The sequence below is a fragment of the Massilia scottii genome (assembly GCF_030846495.1).
GTDB lineage: Bacteria > Pseudomonadota > Gammaproteobacteria > Burkholderiales > Burkholderiaceae_D > Telluria_A > Telluria_A violaceinigra.
This window is the reverse complement of record NZ_JAVCWM010000023.1, coordinates 98253-115589: the sequence shown is the minus strand read 5'-3', so window position 1 is coordinate 115589 and position 17337 is coordinate 98253. Positions and strand designations below refer to the sequence as shown.

The 17337-nt window shown below is 62.0% G+C and carries 16 protein-coding genes and 2 riboswitches; of the genes, 10 read left to right on the top strand and 6 right to left on the bottom strand.

Going from position 1 to position 17337, the window contains the following annotated elements:
- Positions 1-52: 52 nt before the first annotated feature.
- The 3 genes from rtcA to RBA41_RS25630 form a co-directional block, all read right to left on the bottom strand.
- On the bottom strand, positions 53-1075 hold the full coding sequence (gene rtcA / locus RBA41_RS25640) for an RNA 3'-terminal phosphate cyclase (protein ID WP_306627058.1): 1023 nt from the start codon (positions 1073-1075) through the stop codon (positions 53-55).
- A 53-nt stretch (positions 1076-1128) separates the two neighbouring features.
- A complete protein-coding gene (locus RBA41_RS25635) occupies positions 1129-2364 on the bottom strand; it encodes an RtcB family protein (protein ID WP_306627057.1) in 1236 nt (411 codons plus the stop codon).
- Between the two features lie 633 nt (positions 2365-2997).
- Positions 2998-4551, bottom strand: coding sequence for a vWA domain-containing protein (locus tag RBA41_RS25630; protein WP_306627056.1), 1554 nt, complete (start codon positions 4549-4551; stop codon positions 2998-3000).
- A 194-nt stretch (positions 4552-4745) separates the two neighbouring features.
- Here RBA41_RS25630 and rtcR point away from each other — a divergent pair, with 194 nt between their 5' ends.
- The 6 genes from rtcR to RBA41_RS25600 all read left to right on the top strand — a co-directional run bounded on the left by rtcR (position 4746) and on the right by RBA41_RS25600 (position 12038).
- A complete protein-coding gene (rtcR, locus tag RBA41_RS25625; RefSeq protein ID WP_306627055.1) occupies positions 4746-6356 on the top strand; it encodes an RNA repair transcriptional activator RtcR in 1611 nt (536 codons plus the stop codon).
- A gap of 119 nt (positions 6357-6475) precedes the next feature.
- Positions 6476-6583, top strand: a riboswitch (glycine riboswitch).
- Positions 6584-6693: riboswitch (glycine riboswitch) on the top strand.
- Positions 6694-6749: 56 nt separating this feature from the next.
- Entirely contained in the window at positions 6750-7982 is a 1233-nt protein-coding gene (locus RBA41_RS25620) for a D-amino acid dehydrogenase (RefSeq protein ID WP_306627054.1), read from the top strand.
- A gap of 125 nt (positions 7983-8107) precedes the next feature.
- Positions 8108-8842: a hypothetical protein gene (locus RBA41_RS25615; protein WP_306627053.1), complete on the top strand. Its 735-nt coding sequence runs from the start codon at positions 8108-8110 to the stop codon at positions 8840-8842.
- A 45-nt stretch (positions 8843-8887) separates the two neighbouring features.
- Positions 8888-9481 carry a C39 family peptidase gene (locus RBA41_RS25610; RefSeq protein ID WP_306627052.1) on the top strand — a complete coding sequence of 198 codons (594 nt, stop codon included), beginning with the start codon at positions 8888-8890 and terminating at the stop codon, positions 9479-9481.
- A 118-nt stretch (positions 9482-9599) separates the two neighbouring features.
- Complete coding sequence (locus RBA41_RS25605) at positions 9600-10610, top strand: MerR family transcriptional regulator (protein ID WP_306627051.1); 1011 nt, start codon at positions 9600-9602, stop codon at positions 10608-10610.
- An 18-nt stretch (positions 10611-10628) separates the two neighbouring features.
- A complete protein-coding gene (locus RBA41_RS25600) occupies positions 10629-12038 on the top strand; it encodes a carotenoid oxygenase family protein (RefSeq protein WP_306627050.1) in 1410 nt (469 codons plus the stop codon).
- 1 nt (position 12039) lies between these two features.
- Here RBA41_RS25600 and RBA41_RS25595 read toward each other — a convergent pair whose 3' ends face one another.
- The gene (locus RBA41_RS25595; RefSeq protein ID WP_306627049.1) at positions 12040-12816 is read right to left on the bottom strand and encodes an enoyl-CoA hydratase; all 777 of its coding nucleotides are present in this window, start codon (positions 12814-12816) and stop codon (positions 12040-12042) included.
- Positions 12817-12874: 58 nt separating this feature from the next.
- A complete protein-coding gene (gene mltA, locus RBA41_RS25590; protein WP_306627048.1) occupies positions 12875-14086 on the bottom strand; it encodes a murein transglycosylase A in 1212 nt (403 codons plus the stop codon).
- Here mltA and RBA41_RS25585 point away from each other — a divergent pair.
- Positions 13983-14252, top strand: coding sequence for a hypothetical protein (locus RBA41_RS25585; RefSeq protein ID WP_306627062.1), 270 nt, complete (start codon positions 13983-13985; stop codon positions 14250-14252). The genes mltA and RBA41_RS25585 overlap by 104 nt on opposite strands.
- Before the next feature lie 9 nt (positions 14253-14261).
- On the opposite strand, the gene apaG is transcribed toward RBA41_RS25585, so the two are convergent.
- Complete coding sequence (gene apaG, locus RBA41_RS25580; RefSeq protein WP_306627047.1) at positions 14262-14636, bottom strand: Co2+/Mg2+ efflux facilitator ApaG/CorD; 375 nt, start codon at positions 14634-14636, stop codon at positions 14262-14264.
- Positions 14637-14813: 177 nt separating this feature from the next.
- Between apaG and rpe the strand changes: the two genes are divergently transcribed.
- From rpe to RBA41_RS25565, 3 genes are all read left to right on the top strand, one after another.
- Complete coding sequence (gene rpe / locus RBA41_RS25575; RefSeq protein ID WP_166878176.1) at positions 14814-15485, top strand: ribulose-phosphate 3-epimerase; 672 nt, start codon at positions 14814-14816, stop codon at positions 15483-15485.
- Between the two features lie 8 nt (positions 15486-15493).
- Positions 15494-16435 (top strand): hypothetical protein, encoded by a 942-nt coding sequence (locus RBA41_RS25570; RefSeq protein ID WP_306627046.1) that lies wholly within the window; start codon positions 15494-15496, stop codon positions 16433-16435.
- Between the two features lie 397 nt (positions 16436-16832).
- Positions 16833-17312, top strand: a complete 480-nt coding sequence (locus RBA41_RS25565; RefSeq protein WP_306627045.1) for a hypothetical protein — start codon at positions 16833-16835, stop codon at positions 17310-17312.
- The last annotated feature ends 25 nt before the right edge of the window (positions 17313-17337 follow it).

Here is a 17337-nt window from a genome sequence, read left to right as displayed (position 1 = left end):
AGCGGGGAGGCGTACTATAGCAAAGCCTACTGCAAACTGACAAGGACTCTTTTCACGCCGTCGCACGAACGGTACAGGTACTGCGCTGTTCGCCCTCTTCCAGCGTGATCGCAACCGGCAGAAAACGGCCGATGACCTCCGCATTGGTGATGGCATGCTGAGAGATCACGTCCGCCGTAAAACTGCCGCCGCCGGCCAGCGCCATCGGCAGCATCAGCTGGTCCGCCAGGTGCTCGCCCACCGCCGCCTGGGAGGCGATATAGCGGCGCGCTTCGTGCATGGCGTCCTTGGCGACGGTTTCGGCCCGCACCATTTTTTCACCAAAGGCGCAAAACACCTCGGTCGCATGCTCGTACTCCAACGTAATGAGCAAGGCATTCCCCGGCCCCTGCTCGCCCGGCAATCCACGCATGCGCAACTGATCGCCGGTCCAGTTCATCCCCAGGCCGACGCATTCCAGTTCGCGCAGCGCAATCGACGCGGGCAATCCTGCCACGATCCCCTCGGCATATCCCTCGACGCGTTCGCCACGCTCCATCAGCGTCAACTGCCGCAATTGTGGGCACGGGGCGATCGTCGCCACAATGCAGCCGCCGCCCGCCGGATAAAACCCCGAGCGCAGCAGCTCGATGTCGATCTCGGCGCCCATTTTGCGCAGCAAAGGAATGTAGGCGCGCTGGAGGAACTGCGCCGGCGGCGCCATCGGATTATGGGTGCCGCCGCTGATACGCACCGTCGACGGCCCGTCCGCATGCAGCAACGCCAGCATCACCGTCTGCAAGACCAGCGTGCAGCTGCCGGCCGAACCGATCGCGAACTGGTAATCGCCGCCCTTGATCGCCTTCGGCGCGAAGACCAGCGTCTGCGAACCCAGTTCCGCCCCGGTGACGGTGGCGCCGCTGATCTGCGTGGCCGCCTGCACCGCGACCAGATGCTGCCGCAGCAGTCCGCGCTTCTTGCGCCCGGCCCGGATATTCTTGATGCAAAACGCCTGCCCTGTAATCATGGACAAGGTCAGCGCGCTGCGCAGGATTTGTCCGCCGCCTTCGCCCACGGCGCCATCTAATTCAATCATCTTCAACTCTTCTTCTTATATATATAGTAACCAGCGAGTAAGCAGCGGCGGCATCAACCTTTGACGCACACCACCTGCTTGAGGATATGGACAACCTCCACCAGGTCGCGCTGGGCGTGCATGACAGCGTCGATATCCTTGTACGCCATCGGAATCTCGTCGATCACATTGGCATCCTTGCGGCATTCCACGCCCTCGGTGGCCTTGATCTGGTCATCGAGGGTATAACGGCGCTTCGCTTCGGTACGGCTCATGGTGCGGCCGGCACCGTGGCTGCAGCTGTTGAAGCTGTCCGGATTACCTTTTCCGCGCACGATGAAGCTTTTCGCCCCCATCGACCCCGGGATAATTCCCAGCTCGCCCGGACGGGCCGACACGGCGCCCTTACGGGTAATCAGCACATCTTTACCGAAGTGATGCTCCTTCTGCACATAATTATGGTGGCAGTTCACCGCTTCCACGTGCGTTTCGAACGGCTTGGTGATCACGGTACGTACCGCCGTGATCAGGTTCTGCATCATCACATCACGATTGGTGCGCGCAAACTTTTGCGCCCAGCTGACCGCCTGGATATAGTCGTTATAGTGCTGCGTACCCTCGGCCAGGTACGCCAGGTCCTGATCGGGCAGGTTGATGAAATGGGTGCGCATATCCTTCTTGGCCAGCTCGATGAAGTGGGTACCGATGGCATTACCCACACCGCGCGAACCCGAATGCAGCATGAACCACACAAACCCTACCTCGTCCAGACACACTTCAACGAAGTGGTTACCGCTACCCAGCGTACCGAGGTGACGGTAGTTGTTCGTGGTTTTCAGCTTCGGCGTTTTCAGGCAGATAGCGTCGAATTCATCCTTCAACTGGCCCCAGGCGACATCCACAGCCGCTGGCGGCGTATTCCACGAACCTTCATCGCGGCCACGGAAGCCGCGCGTTTTCGGCGACATACCGTGCGGGATCGCGCGCTCGATGGCGCTACGCAGCGCGGACAGGTTATCCGGCAGGTCGTTCGCCGTCAGCGTGGTCTTGGCCGCCATCATTCCGCAACCGATATCCACGCCCACTGCCGCCGGAATCACCGCACCGAGGGTCGGAATCACGCTACCGATAGTCGAGCCTTTACCCAGGTGCACGTCCGGCATGACCGCGATATGCTTATAGATGAAGGGCATTTTAGCGGTATTGGCCAGCTGCTTCTTGGCCACGTCCTCCACCGGGACGCCTTTGGTCCACATTTTGACATGGCGGCCACCTTCCACGTTCAGGACATCGTAATTTTCGTTTTTCATAATTTTTCTCAGTATAAAAGGTGATGACAAGGGTGATGAAATGTGAGCCAGGCACAAGGCCGACCGGAGTCGAACCGGGTTAGCTGAAGCACGCTTCAGCGCTCTTCCAATGTAATTCCATCTGCATTCATCGAAACAAGGGGGCGACAACATCGCCCGGACAATCTGCTCTACCAACTGAGCTACAGCTGCTTGCGCAGCCGCCCGGACTCGAACCGGGGACAAAATGTAATCCGGACTGCATTCGCCTAAAATAATTCCCGACAAGATCGGCAGGACACTTGTTGCCGGCATAACGCCAAAGCACAACATCGATGTAGTCCTTGCCCGCATTCGGGGTAAAACGATTGAGCACAATGCGACAAAAAATCCGATGCGAAGTAAATTTTGGAAGATGTATTCGCATCAAGCATTCGCACTGCACTCAAAACCTGTACAACAAATTCCCGACAAAGTTCGGCAGGACATCAACTGCCGGCGCCAAGCCAAAAGCAGCCCCCTATGTAGTCCCGCCAGCATTCGGGGTAAAACGATTGAGCACAGCGCGACAAGGAGTCGATGCGAAATGGAACATGGGAAAATGTATTCGCATCAGCATTCGCGCTGCACTCAAAACCTGTACTTCACCTTTCCTTACTCCAGCGCGATCGATTCGATCTCGCCCACCCAGTGCCCGGCGCCCAGCTGGCCGGCCGAAAATGCAGCGATGATCTTGAATACGTCGTCCGAAAAACCGCCCACATTCAATACATCGCTACGCTCCGCCGCCTGGCTGGTACTGTTCGGCGTGCAGTCGATGCACACCAGCCGCGCCGCCGGATTACGCTCCTTGAACACCGCCCATTGCGCCATCGTCGCCGTGGCACCCGCACGCTGGTCGATCCACGATTCATTGTCGGACACGTACACCACCAGGTCGGCCATCACCTTCTGCTTGTTCATCTGCGCCAGCGGCGCACTGCAATTGGTACCGCCACCGCCTATCGCCGCCAGCTTCTGCGCATTGGTCATGACCGTATCGCGGGCATTCAGGTCGCACACCCGCACATAATTCTCGAACGGCAGCACCAGCGCATCCGGATTCTTGCGCAGCATGGCCGCGGCAATCAGTCCCGCCACATCGATACAGCGCACCTTCGAGGTGGCCGTGCCACGGTAACCCGACACCGGCGACTGCATCGATCCCGACACATCCGGGCAAATCACCACCTTGCCTTCGACTTTCGGCACATTGGCGAGCGACAGCTCCAGCGCATCCTGCAAGGCATCGCTGATAGCTCGCGGCACGTCGCTTGATGCCGCCATATACGCCGACATCAACTGATAAGGAAACACGCCCGCCCGGGCAATCGCCTCCGGATCGCGCAGCTTGTCGGCGATGACTTCAATCATGCCGGGCAACTGGTACACGCCATTGCGTCCGAACGTATTCAGATTCATGCGCACCATGTGCCAGCCGCCCTGGCGCGCAATCTGCGCCCACGCCTGCGCCGACAATGTCAGTGAGGTCAGCATCTGAAACGGCACTTCCGGCACTGGCTGCGACTGGTCGGCCTTATACGCCTCGAACGCCTTGAGCGCATCCGGCAGCTCCTGCGCATTGAACGGCTTGCCGATCAACCAGGCGAAAAACGCTTCACGCCAGGCTTGCGACGGCTTCGGATGCACCATCTTCACCACATCGCCCAGCGAAGGCGCATTCCCGATCGAGGCCGCCAGCAGCTCTTTTTCCGAAGCGCGGTTCAACCATTGCTGCACCAGCTTTTTCGGCCGGGTACCCAGCGATTTACGGCCCGCCGCGCCGGAGCGGATGATCTGCACCACATTACGCAGCATCTTGCCGTTATTGACGACCCGGCGAAACACCGGCGTCAATTCCGGCGCGCCCTTGGCGGCCAGCACGGCCGTCAGCAGCGCCGGCATATCCTTCATATAACCACGTTCGCGGCAGTAAATCGCCGTTTGCGCGATGAATTTGGCATCGACCTTTTCGCACAGTTCCATCACCGTCGCCAGCTGCGATTGCGCATTGACGTAATACGTCGAATTGAGGCAACCGGTAGCCGCATACTGCGCCAGCTGGTGCCGCGGCGTCATGGTGTAAGCCGGAGCGCCTTCCGAATTAAGACCGTCGGCACGAGGGACAAAGATTCCCTTCAAGGTCTGGAACAACTGTGCGTTTGCCATTTTTACTTCCTCACTTATCTCGTTTGTATCTCCTCTATTGCAAATGCTGTGCCAGGTCTGCCGAAGGCTAACCTCGAACAACGCAAGTCCTTGATTTAAAAAAGATTATCAATTCCTCAAGCAAGGACAGCAAGAAATGGACAAGCAGACAATCCCGTGATAAATTATCCGACCAGATAAAAATTTATACGGATATGAAACAGAAACGCATCGTAGTCATCGGTTTCGTCGGCACCCAGCTCGACAGCGGCCAAGGCCCGGCCCGCTGGGAAAAGTGGCGTCCCAGCATCGCCATCACCCAGCATGAGGAATACGCCGTCGACCGCTTCGAGATGCTCTTCAGCGGCAAATTCGGCCCGCTGGTCGACGCGGTCACGGCCGACATCGCCGCCGTCTCGCCCGAAACCACGGTCGTGCCGCACCACATTCCGATCAGCGACGCCTGGGATTTCGGCGAGGTCTACGGCGCCCTGTTCGACTTCGCCAAGACCTACCCCTTCGATCCGGATAACGAGGATTACTGGGTCCACATCACCACCGGCACCCACGTCGTGCAGATCTGCATGTTCCTGATGACCGAAGCGCGCTTCTTCCCCGGCCGCCTGCTGCAAAGCTCGCCGCCACGGCGCCAGTCCAGCAAGGACCCGGGCAGCTACGCACTGATCGACCTCGACCTGTCGCGCTACGACCAGATCGCCCAGCGCTTTTCGCGCGAGCAAGCCGAAGGCGTGGCGTTCCTCAAGTCCGGCATCGCCACCCGCAACGCCCGCTTCAACACCATGATCGACGAGATCGAGCGCGTCGCCATCAAGTCGCGCGCGCCCATGCTGCTGATGGGCCCGACCGGCGCCGGCAAATCCTTCCTCGCGCGCCGCGTGTACGAACTGAAGAAAACACGCCACCAGCTCGACGGCAAATTCATCGAGCTCAACTGCGCCACCCTGCACGGCGACGGCGCCGCCTCGACCCTGTTCGGCCACGTCAAAGGTTCCTTCACGGGCGCCGCCGCCGACCGGCCGGGCTTGCTGCGCAGCGCGCACAAGGGCTTGCTGTTCCTCGACGAAATCGGCGAGCTGGGGCCGGATGAACAGGCAATGCTGCTCAAGGCCATCGAAGAAAAGCGCTTTCATCCGGTCGGCAGCGACAGCGAAGTACAGAGCGACTTCCAGCTCATCGCCGGCACCAACCGGGATCTGGCCAGCGACGTGGTGGCCGGGCGCTTCCGCGAAGACTTGTACGCCCGCATCAATTTGTGGACCTACGCCCTGCCCGGCCTGGTCGACCGGCCCGAGGACATCGAACCCAACCTGGTCTACCAGTTGAACCAGTTCAGCCAGGAGTACGGCCAGATGGTGCGCTTCAACAAGGAAGCACGCGAGCGCTACATGCGCTTCGCGATGTCGCCCGAGGCGGTCTGGGCCGGCAACTTCCGCGACCTGTCGGCCTCGGTGACAAGGATGGCCACCTTGGCCGAAGCCGGCGGCATTTCGGAAAGCATCGTCAGCGCCGAAGTGGCCCGGCTGCAAAAACTGTGGCACCACTACACGCGCGCCCCAAGCGCGGCCGAGGTCGATCTGGCCGAACTGATGGGTGACGAGGCCGCCGCCGGCCTCGACCTGTTCGACGCCATGCAACTGGCCGCCGTGGTCAAGGTATGCCGCCAGTCGGTTACCTTGTCGGATGCGGGACGCAAACTGTTTGCCGTCTCGCGCAGCGCCAAAAGCAAACCGAACGATGCCGACCGCCTGAAGAAATTCCTGGCGCGCTTTTCGCTCGAATGGGACCAGGTTTGCGGCAAATCGTAAAGCGAGCGCTCTGTCGGTATTGTCGAGGAAACAACGCCTATCACTAAAAATGGTTGTATTGACGTCATTTTCTGCGGTATTCTGCATACATATGCTTACAGCATATTTAGCGCAATGCTAAGGCGTTATCGGGAGAGTCTGTCGGTTACAAGCTGGTCTTGTATGCCGGCGGCGCCGAAGGAGCAACCGCCCCGGAATCTCTCAGGCAAAAGGACCGATAACCCATTTGAACTCTGAAGAGCCACCGGAAGTCGTCATCCGGTGCACCGAAGGAGCAAACCGGCCACGCATCGCGCGTTGCCGGTGAATCTCTCAGGTCCAGCACAGAGGGGGTAACCGACGCGCACCAGCGCGCGGACTCCCTATCTGACGTTTCTGGAACCCGGACCACACATGAAAACCATTGCAGTAATTGGCGGCGGCATCACCGGCGTCACGACCGCTTACGCCCTGGCGAAACGTGGCTTTGCCACGACCCTGCTGGAAAAACATCGCTACGCGGCGATGGAAACCTCGTTCGCCAACGGCGGCCAGCTGTCGGCCTCCAACGCGGAAGTGTGGAACCACCGCTCCACCATGCTCAAGGGCCTGAAGTGGATGTTCCGGCGCGACGCCCCGCTGCTGGTCAACCCCAAGCCGAGCTGGCACAAGCTGTCGTGGTTCGCCGAATTTGCCGCCGCCATTCCCCACTACCGCCGCAACACCGTCGAAACGGCGCGCCTGGCGATTGCGGCGCGCGAGCACCTGTTTGCGTGGGCCGAGGCCGAGAACATCGACTTCGACGTCAAGCGCGAAGGCATCCTGCACATCTACCGCGACAAGGCCGGCTTCGAGCACGCCGCCACGGTCAGCAAGATGCTGGCGGCCGGCGGCCTGGCGCGCCGCGCGGTAACGCCAGGCGAAATGCGCGGCATCGAACCGACCCTGGCGGGCGACTACTACGGCGGCTTTTTCACCGACAGCGACGCCACCGGCGACATCCACAAATTCACCACCGGTCTTGCCGCCGCCGCCCGCCGCAACGGCGTGGACTGCCGCTACGGCATGCAGATCGGCGCCGTGCGCACCGACGGCCGCCACGCCCACGTCACCCTGGGCGACGGCGAGCGCACCCAGACCGAGACCTACGACGGCGTCGTCATCTGCGCCGGCACCGCCAGCCGCGCCCTGGCCGCAAGCCTGGGCGACCGGGTCAACATCTACCCGGTGAAAGGCTACTCGATCACGGTCAACCTGCCTGATGCCGCCAGCCAGGCCGCCGCGCCCACCGTCAGCCTGCTCGACGACGCCACCAAACTGGTGACCAGCCGCCTGGGAGTCGATCGCTTCCGCGTGGCCGGCACGGCCGAATTCAACGGCTTTAACCGCGACATCCGCGACGACCGGATTCGCCCGCTGATCGACTGGGTGCATGAATGCTTCCCGGGCGTGAGCACGCGCAGCGTGATTCCGTGGGCCGGCTTGCGGCCGATGATGCCGACCATGCTGCCGCGCGTCGGCCGCGGCAAATCGCCCTGCGTCTTCTACAACACGGGGCACGGGCATCTGGGCTGGACCCTGTCGGCCGTCACCGCCGACATGATCGGCGACTTGATGCACCGTTCCCTCGATTTTCCAACGCACTGACGACGTGCGTTGACACCGGTGTCCGGCATGCGTGCATGCCGTTGTTGTTGCAGCACTCACCCCGTTTGGACAGGCGGGGTTCTTGTATCAATCTATGTGAGGAGAAGTCAATAATGCAAACAAAAATGCTCTCAGCCCGCACCATGCTCGCCGCCCTGCTGTGCGGCGCCAGCCTGGCCCTGGCCGGCGCGCCTGCAATGGCCCAGTCGGATGGAACCAGCACCTTCAAAGCGGTGCCAAAGCGCGCCGCGGCGGCGGCGCAAGCGGCGGCCCAGCGCGACCTGGCCCAATTCGTCACGCACCAGATGCAGCAGCGCGGCACCAGCGGCACGCCGGTCGACTTCCCGCTTGAAATCAACGACATGCAGGATCTGAAGGACGCGAAGATCGGCTACGGCTTCCCGGTCTACACGATCGATCCGAACGAACTGCTGGCAGGACGCGGCAGCATGAAGCAGATGGCCAAGGCCACCGGCCAGTGGCGCTTCGTGATTTTGCTGAACCAGCGCCCGATCGGCATGGCGACGGTGGAGCTCAACAACGGGAACTACGAAACGGTCGCCTATGGCGCCGCCGTGCTGGCGAAGGATGTGGATGCGTCGATGGGCTACTACGGCGATGCCGCGAGATCCAATGTGCGCTTCGTGCGCATCTTCCAGGCGCGCTCGGACCTGCTCGAAGTGGTTGGCCGCGAAGATGGCCGCACGCGCTACGCGCCATTGCATTCGGCGCGCGAATCGCTGCTGATGCAGCAGCGTTCCGTCAAGGAAGGCAAGGCCAGCGAAGCGCTGATGGAAGAGGCAGACATCCTGCAGCCGTTGCGCAGCGTGGTCAAGCAAACCATGGACGCCTCGAAGTAAGCCCGGCATCGGCTACACCATCCTTAGAACGAATCAGGAGATAACATGAATACAAATATCAAAAAGCTCGTCGTCGGTGCTTCGCTTTTACTGGCGCTGCCAGCGGCCATGGCCCAATGGCGCACGCTCGCCGTTCCGCTGACGACCCAGGAACACAGCCAGTGGTGCTGGTCCGCCTCGAGCAAGGCGATCCTGAACTTCTACAAGAAGACACCGAGCCAGTGCCAGATCGTGAACTGGGCGTTCGGATTGAACTACGCCTGCGGGAACACCTACTTCAACTGGAACAGCTACGCCAACCAGCCGAACAATATGTACGGCTCCAACGGCAGCGTGCAAAACATCCTGAAAGCATGGGGCGTGGCAAACGGCGCGTACAGCGTCGCCTCGTCATGGAACAGTGTGGTGGCCGACATCAACGCCAACCGCCCGTTCGTGATGCGCTACGGCTGGAGCAACGGCGGCGGCCACATCATGGTGGGACGCGGCTACGCGACGACCAATGGCGTAAACTACGTGTACATCATGGACCCGTGGCCGGGTGAAGGCCAGACCTACCGCACCTACAACTCCGCCGTATCGGCGTCCGATCACCGCTGGACGCATACCCAGCGCATGAGCATCAACGGTCCGATCTAACCGGTCTGCATTGCAAAACCGGGGCTCAGGTGCCCCGGTTTTGCAAGTGTCTCCATTCGCAAGTGCTTGACCCTCTCGCTGCGTGACGGTTTACCATCTTGCAATTGGAGAAACCGGCATGCTACTGAAAATAGGACAACTGGCGCGGCGCAGCGGCTTGAGCGTGCGCGCCCTGCGCCATTACGACGATATCGCCTTGCTGACACCGTCGGCCCGCTCCGACAACGGCTACCGCCTGTACGACAGCGCGGACGTCGCCCGGCTGTATCGCATCCAGGCACTGCGCCGTCTCGACCTGTCGCTGACACAGATCCAGGCCATGCTGGCCGATGGCGGTGCCAGCCTGCCACAAGTGGTGGAGCAGCAGATTGCGTCGCTCGAACGCCAGATCGCACAAGCATCGGCCCTGCACGGCCATCTGCGCGACTTGCAGGCGCAGCTCGCCGAGCGCCATGAACCATCGATGGACAACTGGCTGGCCGCCCTCGAACGCATGGCCGCCAGCGCGCGCTATTTCACCGACGCCGAACTGCATACACTGACAACGCGGCGCCAGCAACGCAGCGGCGACAACGCGCACTTGACGTCCACGCTGCATGATCTCATGGGCCGGGGCGTTAAACCGGACAGTCTTGAAGCGGGCGCACTCGCGCAATGCTGGATCGCCGCCCTGCTCGACGACGTGGGCGGCGACGAGGCCATGCTGATGAAGCTCTACGCCATGAACTGGAACGAACCCACCCTGCATATGCTCAGTGGCGTCGACCGCACGGCGATGCAGTTCATCTCGCACGCCATGGCGCACCGGCGCCTGGCCATCTACGCCGCCTACTGCAGCGAGGCCGAGACGGTCCTGCTGCGCCAGCACTACGTCAGGCAAACCGACGCCTGGCCCATTCTCATCTGCGCCATGCGCGAGCACCTGGCCCAAGACACGCCGCCCGCCAGCGCCGAAGTGCAAGCGCTGGCGCGCCAGTGGCAGGCGCTGTCGCTGGCCAAGGCGGCGGGCGACCCCGCGCTCCAGGCCAAGCTGCGTCACGCCTTCGAGCAGGAGAGCGAGCTGCGCATCGGCTCCGGCATCGATGCGCCGCTGATCGCTTACGTCCGCCAAGCCCTGCAAAGTCTCTGAACTCACCAAGGAATCACCATGTCAGGCCATTTCTTTAGCGGGAACTACGCTCCCCTGGACACCGAATGCGACATCGACGCTCTGCCGGTTCGGGGCGCGCTGCCGCCGCAGCTGCGCGGTGCGCTGTACCGCGTCGGACCGAACCCCCGGTTCGCGCCGCGCGACGACCGCTATCACTGGTTCTCCGGCGACGGCATGGTGCATGCCTTCTTTATTGGCGACGGCAAGGTCGCCTATGCCAACCGCTGGGCGCGCACGCCGAAATGGCAGCTCGAAGACAATGCCGGCCGCGCCCTGTTCGGCACCTTCGGCAACCCGGCCACCAGCGACCCGTCGGTCCACGGCAAAAACAGCGGCACCGCCAACACCAGCATGGTGTGGCACGGCGGGCGCCTGTTTGCGCTGGAAGAATCGCACCAGCCGTTTGAAATCGATCCGCACACGCTGGCGTCAAAAGGGCACCAGGATTTCGGCGGCGCCGTGGACAAGCGCTTCACCGCGCACCCCAAGGCCGATCCGGCCACCGGCGAGCTGCACTTCTTCGCCTACCTGCCCGACAGCCCGGGTGAACCCAACATGCTGTACGGCGTCCTCGATGCGCGCTGCAAGGTAAGCACGCTCGAACCCTTCCGCGCGCCTTACGCGAGCATGATGCACGACTTCATGCTGACCGAACGCCACGTGCTGTTTCCGGTCACGCCGCTGACCATCAGCGTGGAACGCGCCATGAAAGGACTGCCCCTGTTTGCGTGGGAAGCGGACAGGCGCAGCTACGTCGGCATCGGCGTGCGCGGGCAGCCGATGGACACGCTGCGCTGGTTCGCCAGCGATGCCTGCCACGTATTCCATGTGATGAATGCCTGGGACGATGGCGGCCGCATCGTGGCCTACGTGATGGAGTCGGACACCGCACCGGGCATGCCCAACGCCGACGGCTCCCGGGGCGACCCGGCCGGGATGGCGGCGCGCCTGTGCCGCTGGACGTTCGATCTGGAGAGCGATGGCGACGGCTTCGAGCGCACCGTCCTCGACGACCTGGCGGCCGAATTTCCGCGCATCGACGAGCGCTACAACGGGCGCCGCAACCGCGTCGGTTTTTACTGCTGCCACAGCCGGCAGCGTATCAGGAGCGATTCGGAGAGTGTGCTGTACGACGCGCTGGCCTGCTTCAACTTTGCGTCGGGCACGCGCCAGCTATATACACTGCCGGCCGGCGATGTCATCTCCGAACCGGTATTCGTCGCGCGCTCGGCGCAGTCGTCCGAAGGCGACGGCTGGCTGCTGGCGGTCGCGTGGCGCGCGCAGGAAGGCCGCAGCGACCTGCTGGTGATCGACGCCGCCGACGTGGCGGCCGGCCCCGTCGCGACGGTATGCCTGCCGCACCGGATACCGTTCGGCTTTCACGGCAGCTGGCGCGCCAGAGACTGATTTACAGACCGTCGAAGTTGGCCGGGCGCTTGGCCAGGAACGCCTGCATGCCTTCCTTCTGCGCCGGCGTGCCGAACGCCGCGTGGAAGTAGCGGCGCTCGTAGCGCACGCCTTCGGTCAGCGTGGTCTCGAACGCGCGGTTGACGCTATCCTTGATCGCCATCGCCACCGTTACCGACATCGAGGCGATCGTGGTGGCCGCGGCCAGCGCTTCTTCCATCACCTTGTCCGCCGCGACCACGCGCGATACCAAACCGGTGCGCTCCGCTTCGGCCGCATCAATCATGCGCGCCGTGAGCAGCATGTCCATGGCCTTGGCCTTGCCGATGGTGCGCGGCAGGCGCTGCGTGCCGCCGGCGCCGGGGGTGACGCCGACCTTGATTTCAGGCTGGCCGAATTTGGCGGTGTCCGCCGCGATCAGGAAATCGCACATCATGGCCAGCTCGCAGCCGCCGCCCAGGCAAAAGCCCTGCACCACGCCGATGACGGGTTTGCGCACATTGAGGATGTGTTCCCAGTTACGGCCGATGTAGTTGCCGCCGTACGTGTCGCCGTAGTCGTAGTCGACCATCGCCGCGATGTCGGCGCCGGCCGCAAAGGCTTTTTCGCTGCCGGTCAGGATGATGCAGCCGATACTGCTGTCGGCGTCGAACTTGTACAGCGCGTCGCCCAGTTCGTCCATCATGTTGTCGTTCAGGGCGTTGAGCGCCTTTGGACGGTTCAGGCGAATCACGGCTACTTTGCCGTGGGTCTCGATCAGCAGGTCTGCATAGTTCATGGAATCCTCATTAAAAAAGCGTGGAGTAATGTGCGATTGTAGCGAATCCGCGGCTGCATCAGGGTTTGGGCAACAGCACCCAGAGCTGGCCGCGCTGCTTCATGCGGCCGGCATTTTCCATCGCCTCGTAGCCGAAGCCGAAAAAGAAGTCGGCCCGCACCGCGCCGCGAATGGCACCGCCGGTATCCTGCCCCATCACCAGGCGCTGCATCGGCACGTCGCTGCCCGATTCGGTGGTGGCCAGGTAAATCGGCGCGCCGAGCGGCAGCAACGTGGGGTCGATCGCGACCGAACGCGCAGGCGTCAATGCCACGCCCAGCGCGCCCTTGGGCCCGACCGACGGATCGGGCAGGCGCTCTTCGCGGAAGAAAATGAAGCTCGGGTTGGCGTTGAACAGTTCCTGGCGCCGCTCGGGGTGCGCGGCGATCCAGGCTTTGATGCCCTGCGCGGTGGCCTCAAGCGATGTCAGTTCGCCCTGCTCGATCAGCCAGCGCCCGATCGCCTTGTAAGGGTGGCCGTTCTGGTCGGCGTAGGCCACGCGCACGGTCTCGCCGCTGTCGGCCAGCTTGACCCGTCCCGAACCTTGCACCTCCAGGAAGAAGGCTTCGACCGGATCGTCCACCCATAGCAGCTCCTTGCCGCTCACGTCGGCCCGTTCGATCTCGGCCCGGCTGCCGTACGGGACCACCTTCTTGCCGACCAGCCGTCCGCGCACACGCTTGTTTTTCAGCTCCGGGTAGACGCTGGCCAGGTCGATCGTCAGCAGGTCGTCCGGCACCCGGTACAGGGGCGTCTGGAAGGCGCCGCCGCGTTTGCGGGCGCCGCGCAGCAGGGGCTCGTAGTAGCCGGTGATCAGGCCCGTGTCGGCGCCGTCCGCCGCGCGCACCTGGTTCGGCACAAAGTGCGTTTCAAAATAGCCGCGAATGGCCGCGCCATCCTTTGCATCGACCGTGCGCGCGGCGCCGCACGCGGTTTTCCATTCGGGCTTGCGCACCAGTACCCCGCACGACGTCATGAAGGCCGGCCAGGCCTGGCGCAGGTCGTCGCGCTCCCACCCGGGCAGCGCGCCGAAGGTCGATGGCGTCATCAGCGGCGCCGGTTCGGCCTTCACGGGTGGGGCCACCGGCGGCTCCGCTGGCGGCGGTATCTGCATCACCGGCGGCGGCATGACGACCGGCGGCGCCGGCCGGGGTTCAGGCGTGGTGCATGCCGCGAGGGCCAGCGCGACGGCGCCGGCCGAAACGAGTAAACTACTGCGTGTTGAAGACATGGGAGTCGATATGTGGGTATTAATGCTGGAAGCAGGCGTGGCGCTGTTCCTGCTGGTGTTTATCGTGTGGTGGACGATGTATTCGGGACAGAAGCCGACCAATAACGGTCAGGAGCTGAACGCGCCGGAGAAGAAAAAGGAACTGCCCGACGACACCGCCCACTGATCGCCGATATCAGTGCAGGGTGCGTGGCAGCGACAGCACGAATTCGGGAATCCTGGTCTCGAACTGATGGCCGTCTTCGGCCACGCAGAAGTATTCGCCGGTCATCGAGCCTTGCGCGGTGGCCAGCTGGGTGCCGCTGGTGTATTCGAACTGTTCGCCCGGCTGCAGCAGCGGCTGGTGACCAACCACGCCCAGGCCGCGCACTTCGTCGACATGGTTGTTCGCATCGGTGATCACCCAGTGCCGCGAAATGAGCTGCGCGCCGACGCTGCCGGTGTTTTTGATCGTGATCGAATAGGTGAACACGTAATTGCTTCGGCTCGGATCGGACTGCTCCGGCAGGTACTGGGTCCTGACAGTGACAGTAAATTCGTAAGCGGCCATCTGGATTCCTTGATTGAGACTGTAAAAGTTGCCCGATTGAATTTTCAGGCGCCGTTCCAACAAGGTCCGGCGGGGCATCATACATTGCACCGCAAAATCGGCCTCGCTGCAAGGGCGCTCCGTGGGACAGCGTAAAATAGCGCATCTTCATTCACCGCAAGCTCCTTGCCAGCCGCCATGACCACATTCCGCATCGCTCCCAGCATTTTGTCCGCCGATTTCGCCCGCCTGGGCGAGGAAGTCCGCAATGTCGTCGCCTCGGGCGCCGACATCATTCACTTCGACGTCATGGACAACCATTATGTTCCCAACCTGACCATCGGCCCGCTGGTGTGCCAGGCGATCCGCCCGCACGTGCAGGTGCCGATCGACGTGCACCTGATGGTCAAGCCGGTCGACCGCCTGATCCCGGACTTCGCCAAGGCTGGCGCGAACATCATCACCTTTCACCCGGAAGCGTCCGAGCATATCGACCGCTCGCTCCAGCTGATTCGCGATAACGGCTGCAAGGCCGGCCTGGTATTCAATCCCGGGACGCCGCTGCACTTTCTCGACCATGTGATGGACAAGATCGACATGATCCTGATCATGTCGGTCAACCCGGGCTTCGGCGGCCAGTCCTTCATTCCGGAAGCGCTGAAAAAAATCGCGCTGGCGCGCCGCATGATCGACGACTCGGGCCGCGACATCCTGCTCGAAGTCGATGGCGGCATCAAGATCGACAATATCGCCGCCGCCGCCGCTGCCGGCGCGGATACCTTCGTGGCCGGTTCGGCGATTTTCGGCCAGCCGGACTACAAGGCCGTCATCGACGCCATGCGCGTCGAGCTGGCCAAGGTCGGCAAGTAAGCCCAAAGATGCTGTATTTCGACCTTCGCCTCGGATTTGGGCCGTCGTTCCATCGGGGCGGCTCCATTCGGGTCGAGGGCGACGTTACCGGCATTGCCGCATTCGAAGCCCATCCCACAGGACTTCTTCCGGGCTTGGTCTTCACGCTGCCGGTGGACGCGCGCGTCATGGCGGCCATTCATGCTTCTTGTTCGGCCATGCTGGCAGGTTGGGATGACCGGTGGAGCGTATCTGGCTGCGATGGCATGAGAATTGGCGGTACATTCGCTTCGCCCGACGTTCAGCCGCAACATTTTTCGCTGTGGAGCCCCAATCAGGACACTGCGGCGCACGCCATGCTCCGTGCTGTATTCGACTGTTTTCCTCCCGAGCGCTGTGGCGAAGTCGCCGAGGAACAGCTCGAGATCATCCGCAGTTACCTCGACTTGCAGCCGTCCGTGACCTTGTACGACGAAGTTCCCCTGCGCCTTCGCCTTGCGCCGCGGGCGCATCGAAACGACGCGAACGACATCGAAACGCGGGTACGCGCCCTGTCCGATCACTGCGATTTGATCATCGATTTGTCGGGCTTCGAACGCCCTTCCCGGGGACTGGCGCAGATACTCCCTATGGATCTGCTCCTGAAGCGAAGCCGAGCCGTACATTGGATAGTGCAAAGCAACGATGCCGATGCGCTGATTGATTACGGTGTTGACCCGTCGGCGATCAAGACCATCAAGCGCGCGCCAATCTCTTACACGGGTCATCCCATGGTGCTTGGCGACGTTGTCGTTTCGTCCCCTGAATTGATCTCCCTTGCTCAAAACGGGACAAGGCTCGCGCTGGTCAGCGCTTTCAGGAAAGCATATCCACTTACCGTTCTGGAAGGGGCCAAGGCGGCTGCGGAACTGGTCCACATCATGAAAACCTATCCGTTTCAATCCGATCGATTCAGTAACGATATTTCCTGATTCGCCGCTGGCCATCACTGCACCGGTCGGCGCCGGGGAGCTACCTTGATGCTGTCATTTCCGCCAATGGAAATCCACTGCCCCGACGTTTGTGGATCGGAGAGCCTGGATCGATTATCGCGCGCGCACGTCGTTGACGAAAAATACGCCGAAAAGGACCGGTTCTACCGGTTTCCCTTTTCGGCATGAGCAACGCCGCTGCCTGATCAACCCGAATGGATCCATCAGCTTGATGGGTGCGAAAGCGCAGCCCTCCGGCCAAATTGGCGGTTTTGCAACGTCAGACAGGCCAATAGCACACGGCAATTGATGAATTGCCGGTTTCAGATCATACTCGCTGCCTGTATTTATAATCTTGCATTCCCGCAAGAAAACTTGACGAAAGCATCACTTCAACATGAATAAAATCTCGCTCTGCTGCATCCTGTCGCTTGCCTTTCTGAACACAGCCTCAGCGGCGGAAGATGTGGCACCAACATCCGACCCGAGCAATTTCTGCTTTTTCGCCAGCGTGCCGCCAGCCGAGTTTCCATACAAGGTAATCAAGAAAGTCAAAGTGGCCAAGGGGACGTACGGCGGCGTCTCGGAGCTCGTCGGGGAATTGGCCCAACGCGCCAAAGCGGAAGGTGGCGACGCCATTATTAACTATGCCGGTTCGCAGCGGTTTGGCCTGCTGCCATGGCGCCTGGTACGCCCCGTCGTTCGCGGCGAGTCGATCAAGTGGACCGGCGCGGCACCCGATTGCGAAAAAGCTGGCGGATCGACGCTCACGACAATCATCAGCACCAATAAGGCACCAGGCCAATCCGGCCAGGCAGACGCACCTGATGCCTCCGAAACACCAGCGCCTGCGCCCGAGACAGCACCAGCCAAGTAAGCGCGTCCCCTTGCCGCCCGGGCGA

Bases quoted from the DNA above. Each gene is read 5' to 3' on its own strand.
- rtcA (WP_306627058.1), bottom strand. From the start codon at position 1,075: ATGATTGAATTAGATGGCGCCGTGGGCGAAGGCGGCGGACAAATCCTG.
- RBA41_RS25635 (WP_306627057.1), bottom strand. From the start codon at position 2,364: ATGAAAAACGAAAATTACGATGTCCTGAACGTGGAAGGTGGCCGCCAT.
- RBA41_RS25630 (WP_306627056.1), bottom strand. From the start codon at position 4,551: ATGGCAAACGCACAGTTGTTCCAGACCTTGAAGGGAATCTTTGTCCCT.
- rtcR (WP_306627055.1), top strand. From the start codon at position 4,746: ATGAAACAGAAACGCATCGTAGTCATCGGTTTCGTCGGCACCCAGCTC.
- RBA41_RS25620 (WP_306627054.1), top strand. From the start codon at position 6,750: ATGAAAACCATTGCAGTAATTGGCGGCGGCATCACCGGCGTCACGACC.
- RBA41_RS25615 (WP_306627053.1), top strand. From the start codon at position 8,108: ATGCTCTCAGCCCGCACCATGCTCGCCGCCCTGCTGTGCGGCGCCAGC.
- RBA41_RS25610 (WP_306627052.1), top strand. From the start codon at position 8,888: ATGAATACAAATATCAAAAAGCTCGTCGTCGGTGCTTCGCTTTTACTG.
- RBA41_RS25605 (WP_306627051.1), top strand. From the start codon at position 9,600: ATGCTACTGAAAATAGGACAACTGGCGCGGCGCAGCGGCTTGAGCGTG.
- RBA41_RS25600 (WP_306627050.1), top strand. From the start codon at position 10,629: ATGTCAGGCCATTTCTTTAGCGGGAACTACGCTCCCCTGGACACCGAA.
- RBA41_RS25595 (WP_306627049.1), bottom strand. From the start codon at position 12,816: ATGAACTATGCAGACCTGCTGATCGAGACCCACGGCAAAGTAGCCGTG.
- RBA41_RS25585 (WP_306627062.1), top strand. From the start codon at position 13,983: ATGACGACCGGCGGCGCCGGCCGGGGTTCAGGCGTGGTGCATGCCGCG.
- mltA (WP_306627048.1), bottom strand. From the start codon at position 14,086: ATGTCTTCAACACGCAGTAGTTTACTCGTTTCGGCCGGCGCCGTCGCG.
- apaG (WP_306627047.1), bottom strand. From the start codon at position 14,636: ATGGCCGCTTACGAATTTACTGTCACTGTCAGGACCCAGTACCTGCCG.
- rpe (WP_166878176.1), top strand. From the start codon at position 14,814: ATGACCACATTCCGCATCGCTCCCAGCATTTTGTCCGCCGATTTCGCC.
- RBA41_RS25570 (WP_306627046.1), top strand. From the start codon at position 15,494: ATGCTGTATTTCGACCTTCGCCTCGGATTTGGGCCGTCGTTCCATCGG.
- RBA41_RS25565 (WP_306627045.1), top strand. From the start codon at position 16,833: ATGAATAAAATCTCGCTCTGCTGCATCCTGTCGCTTGCCTTTCTGAAC.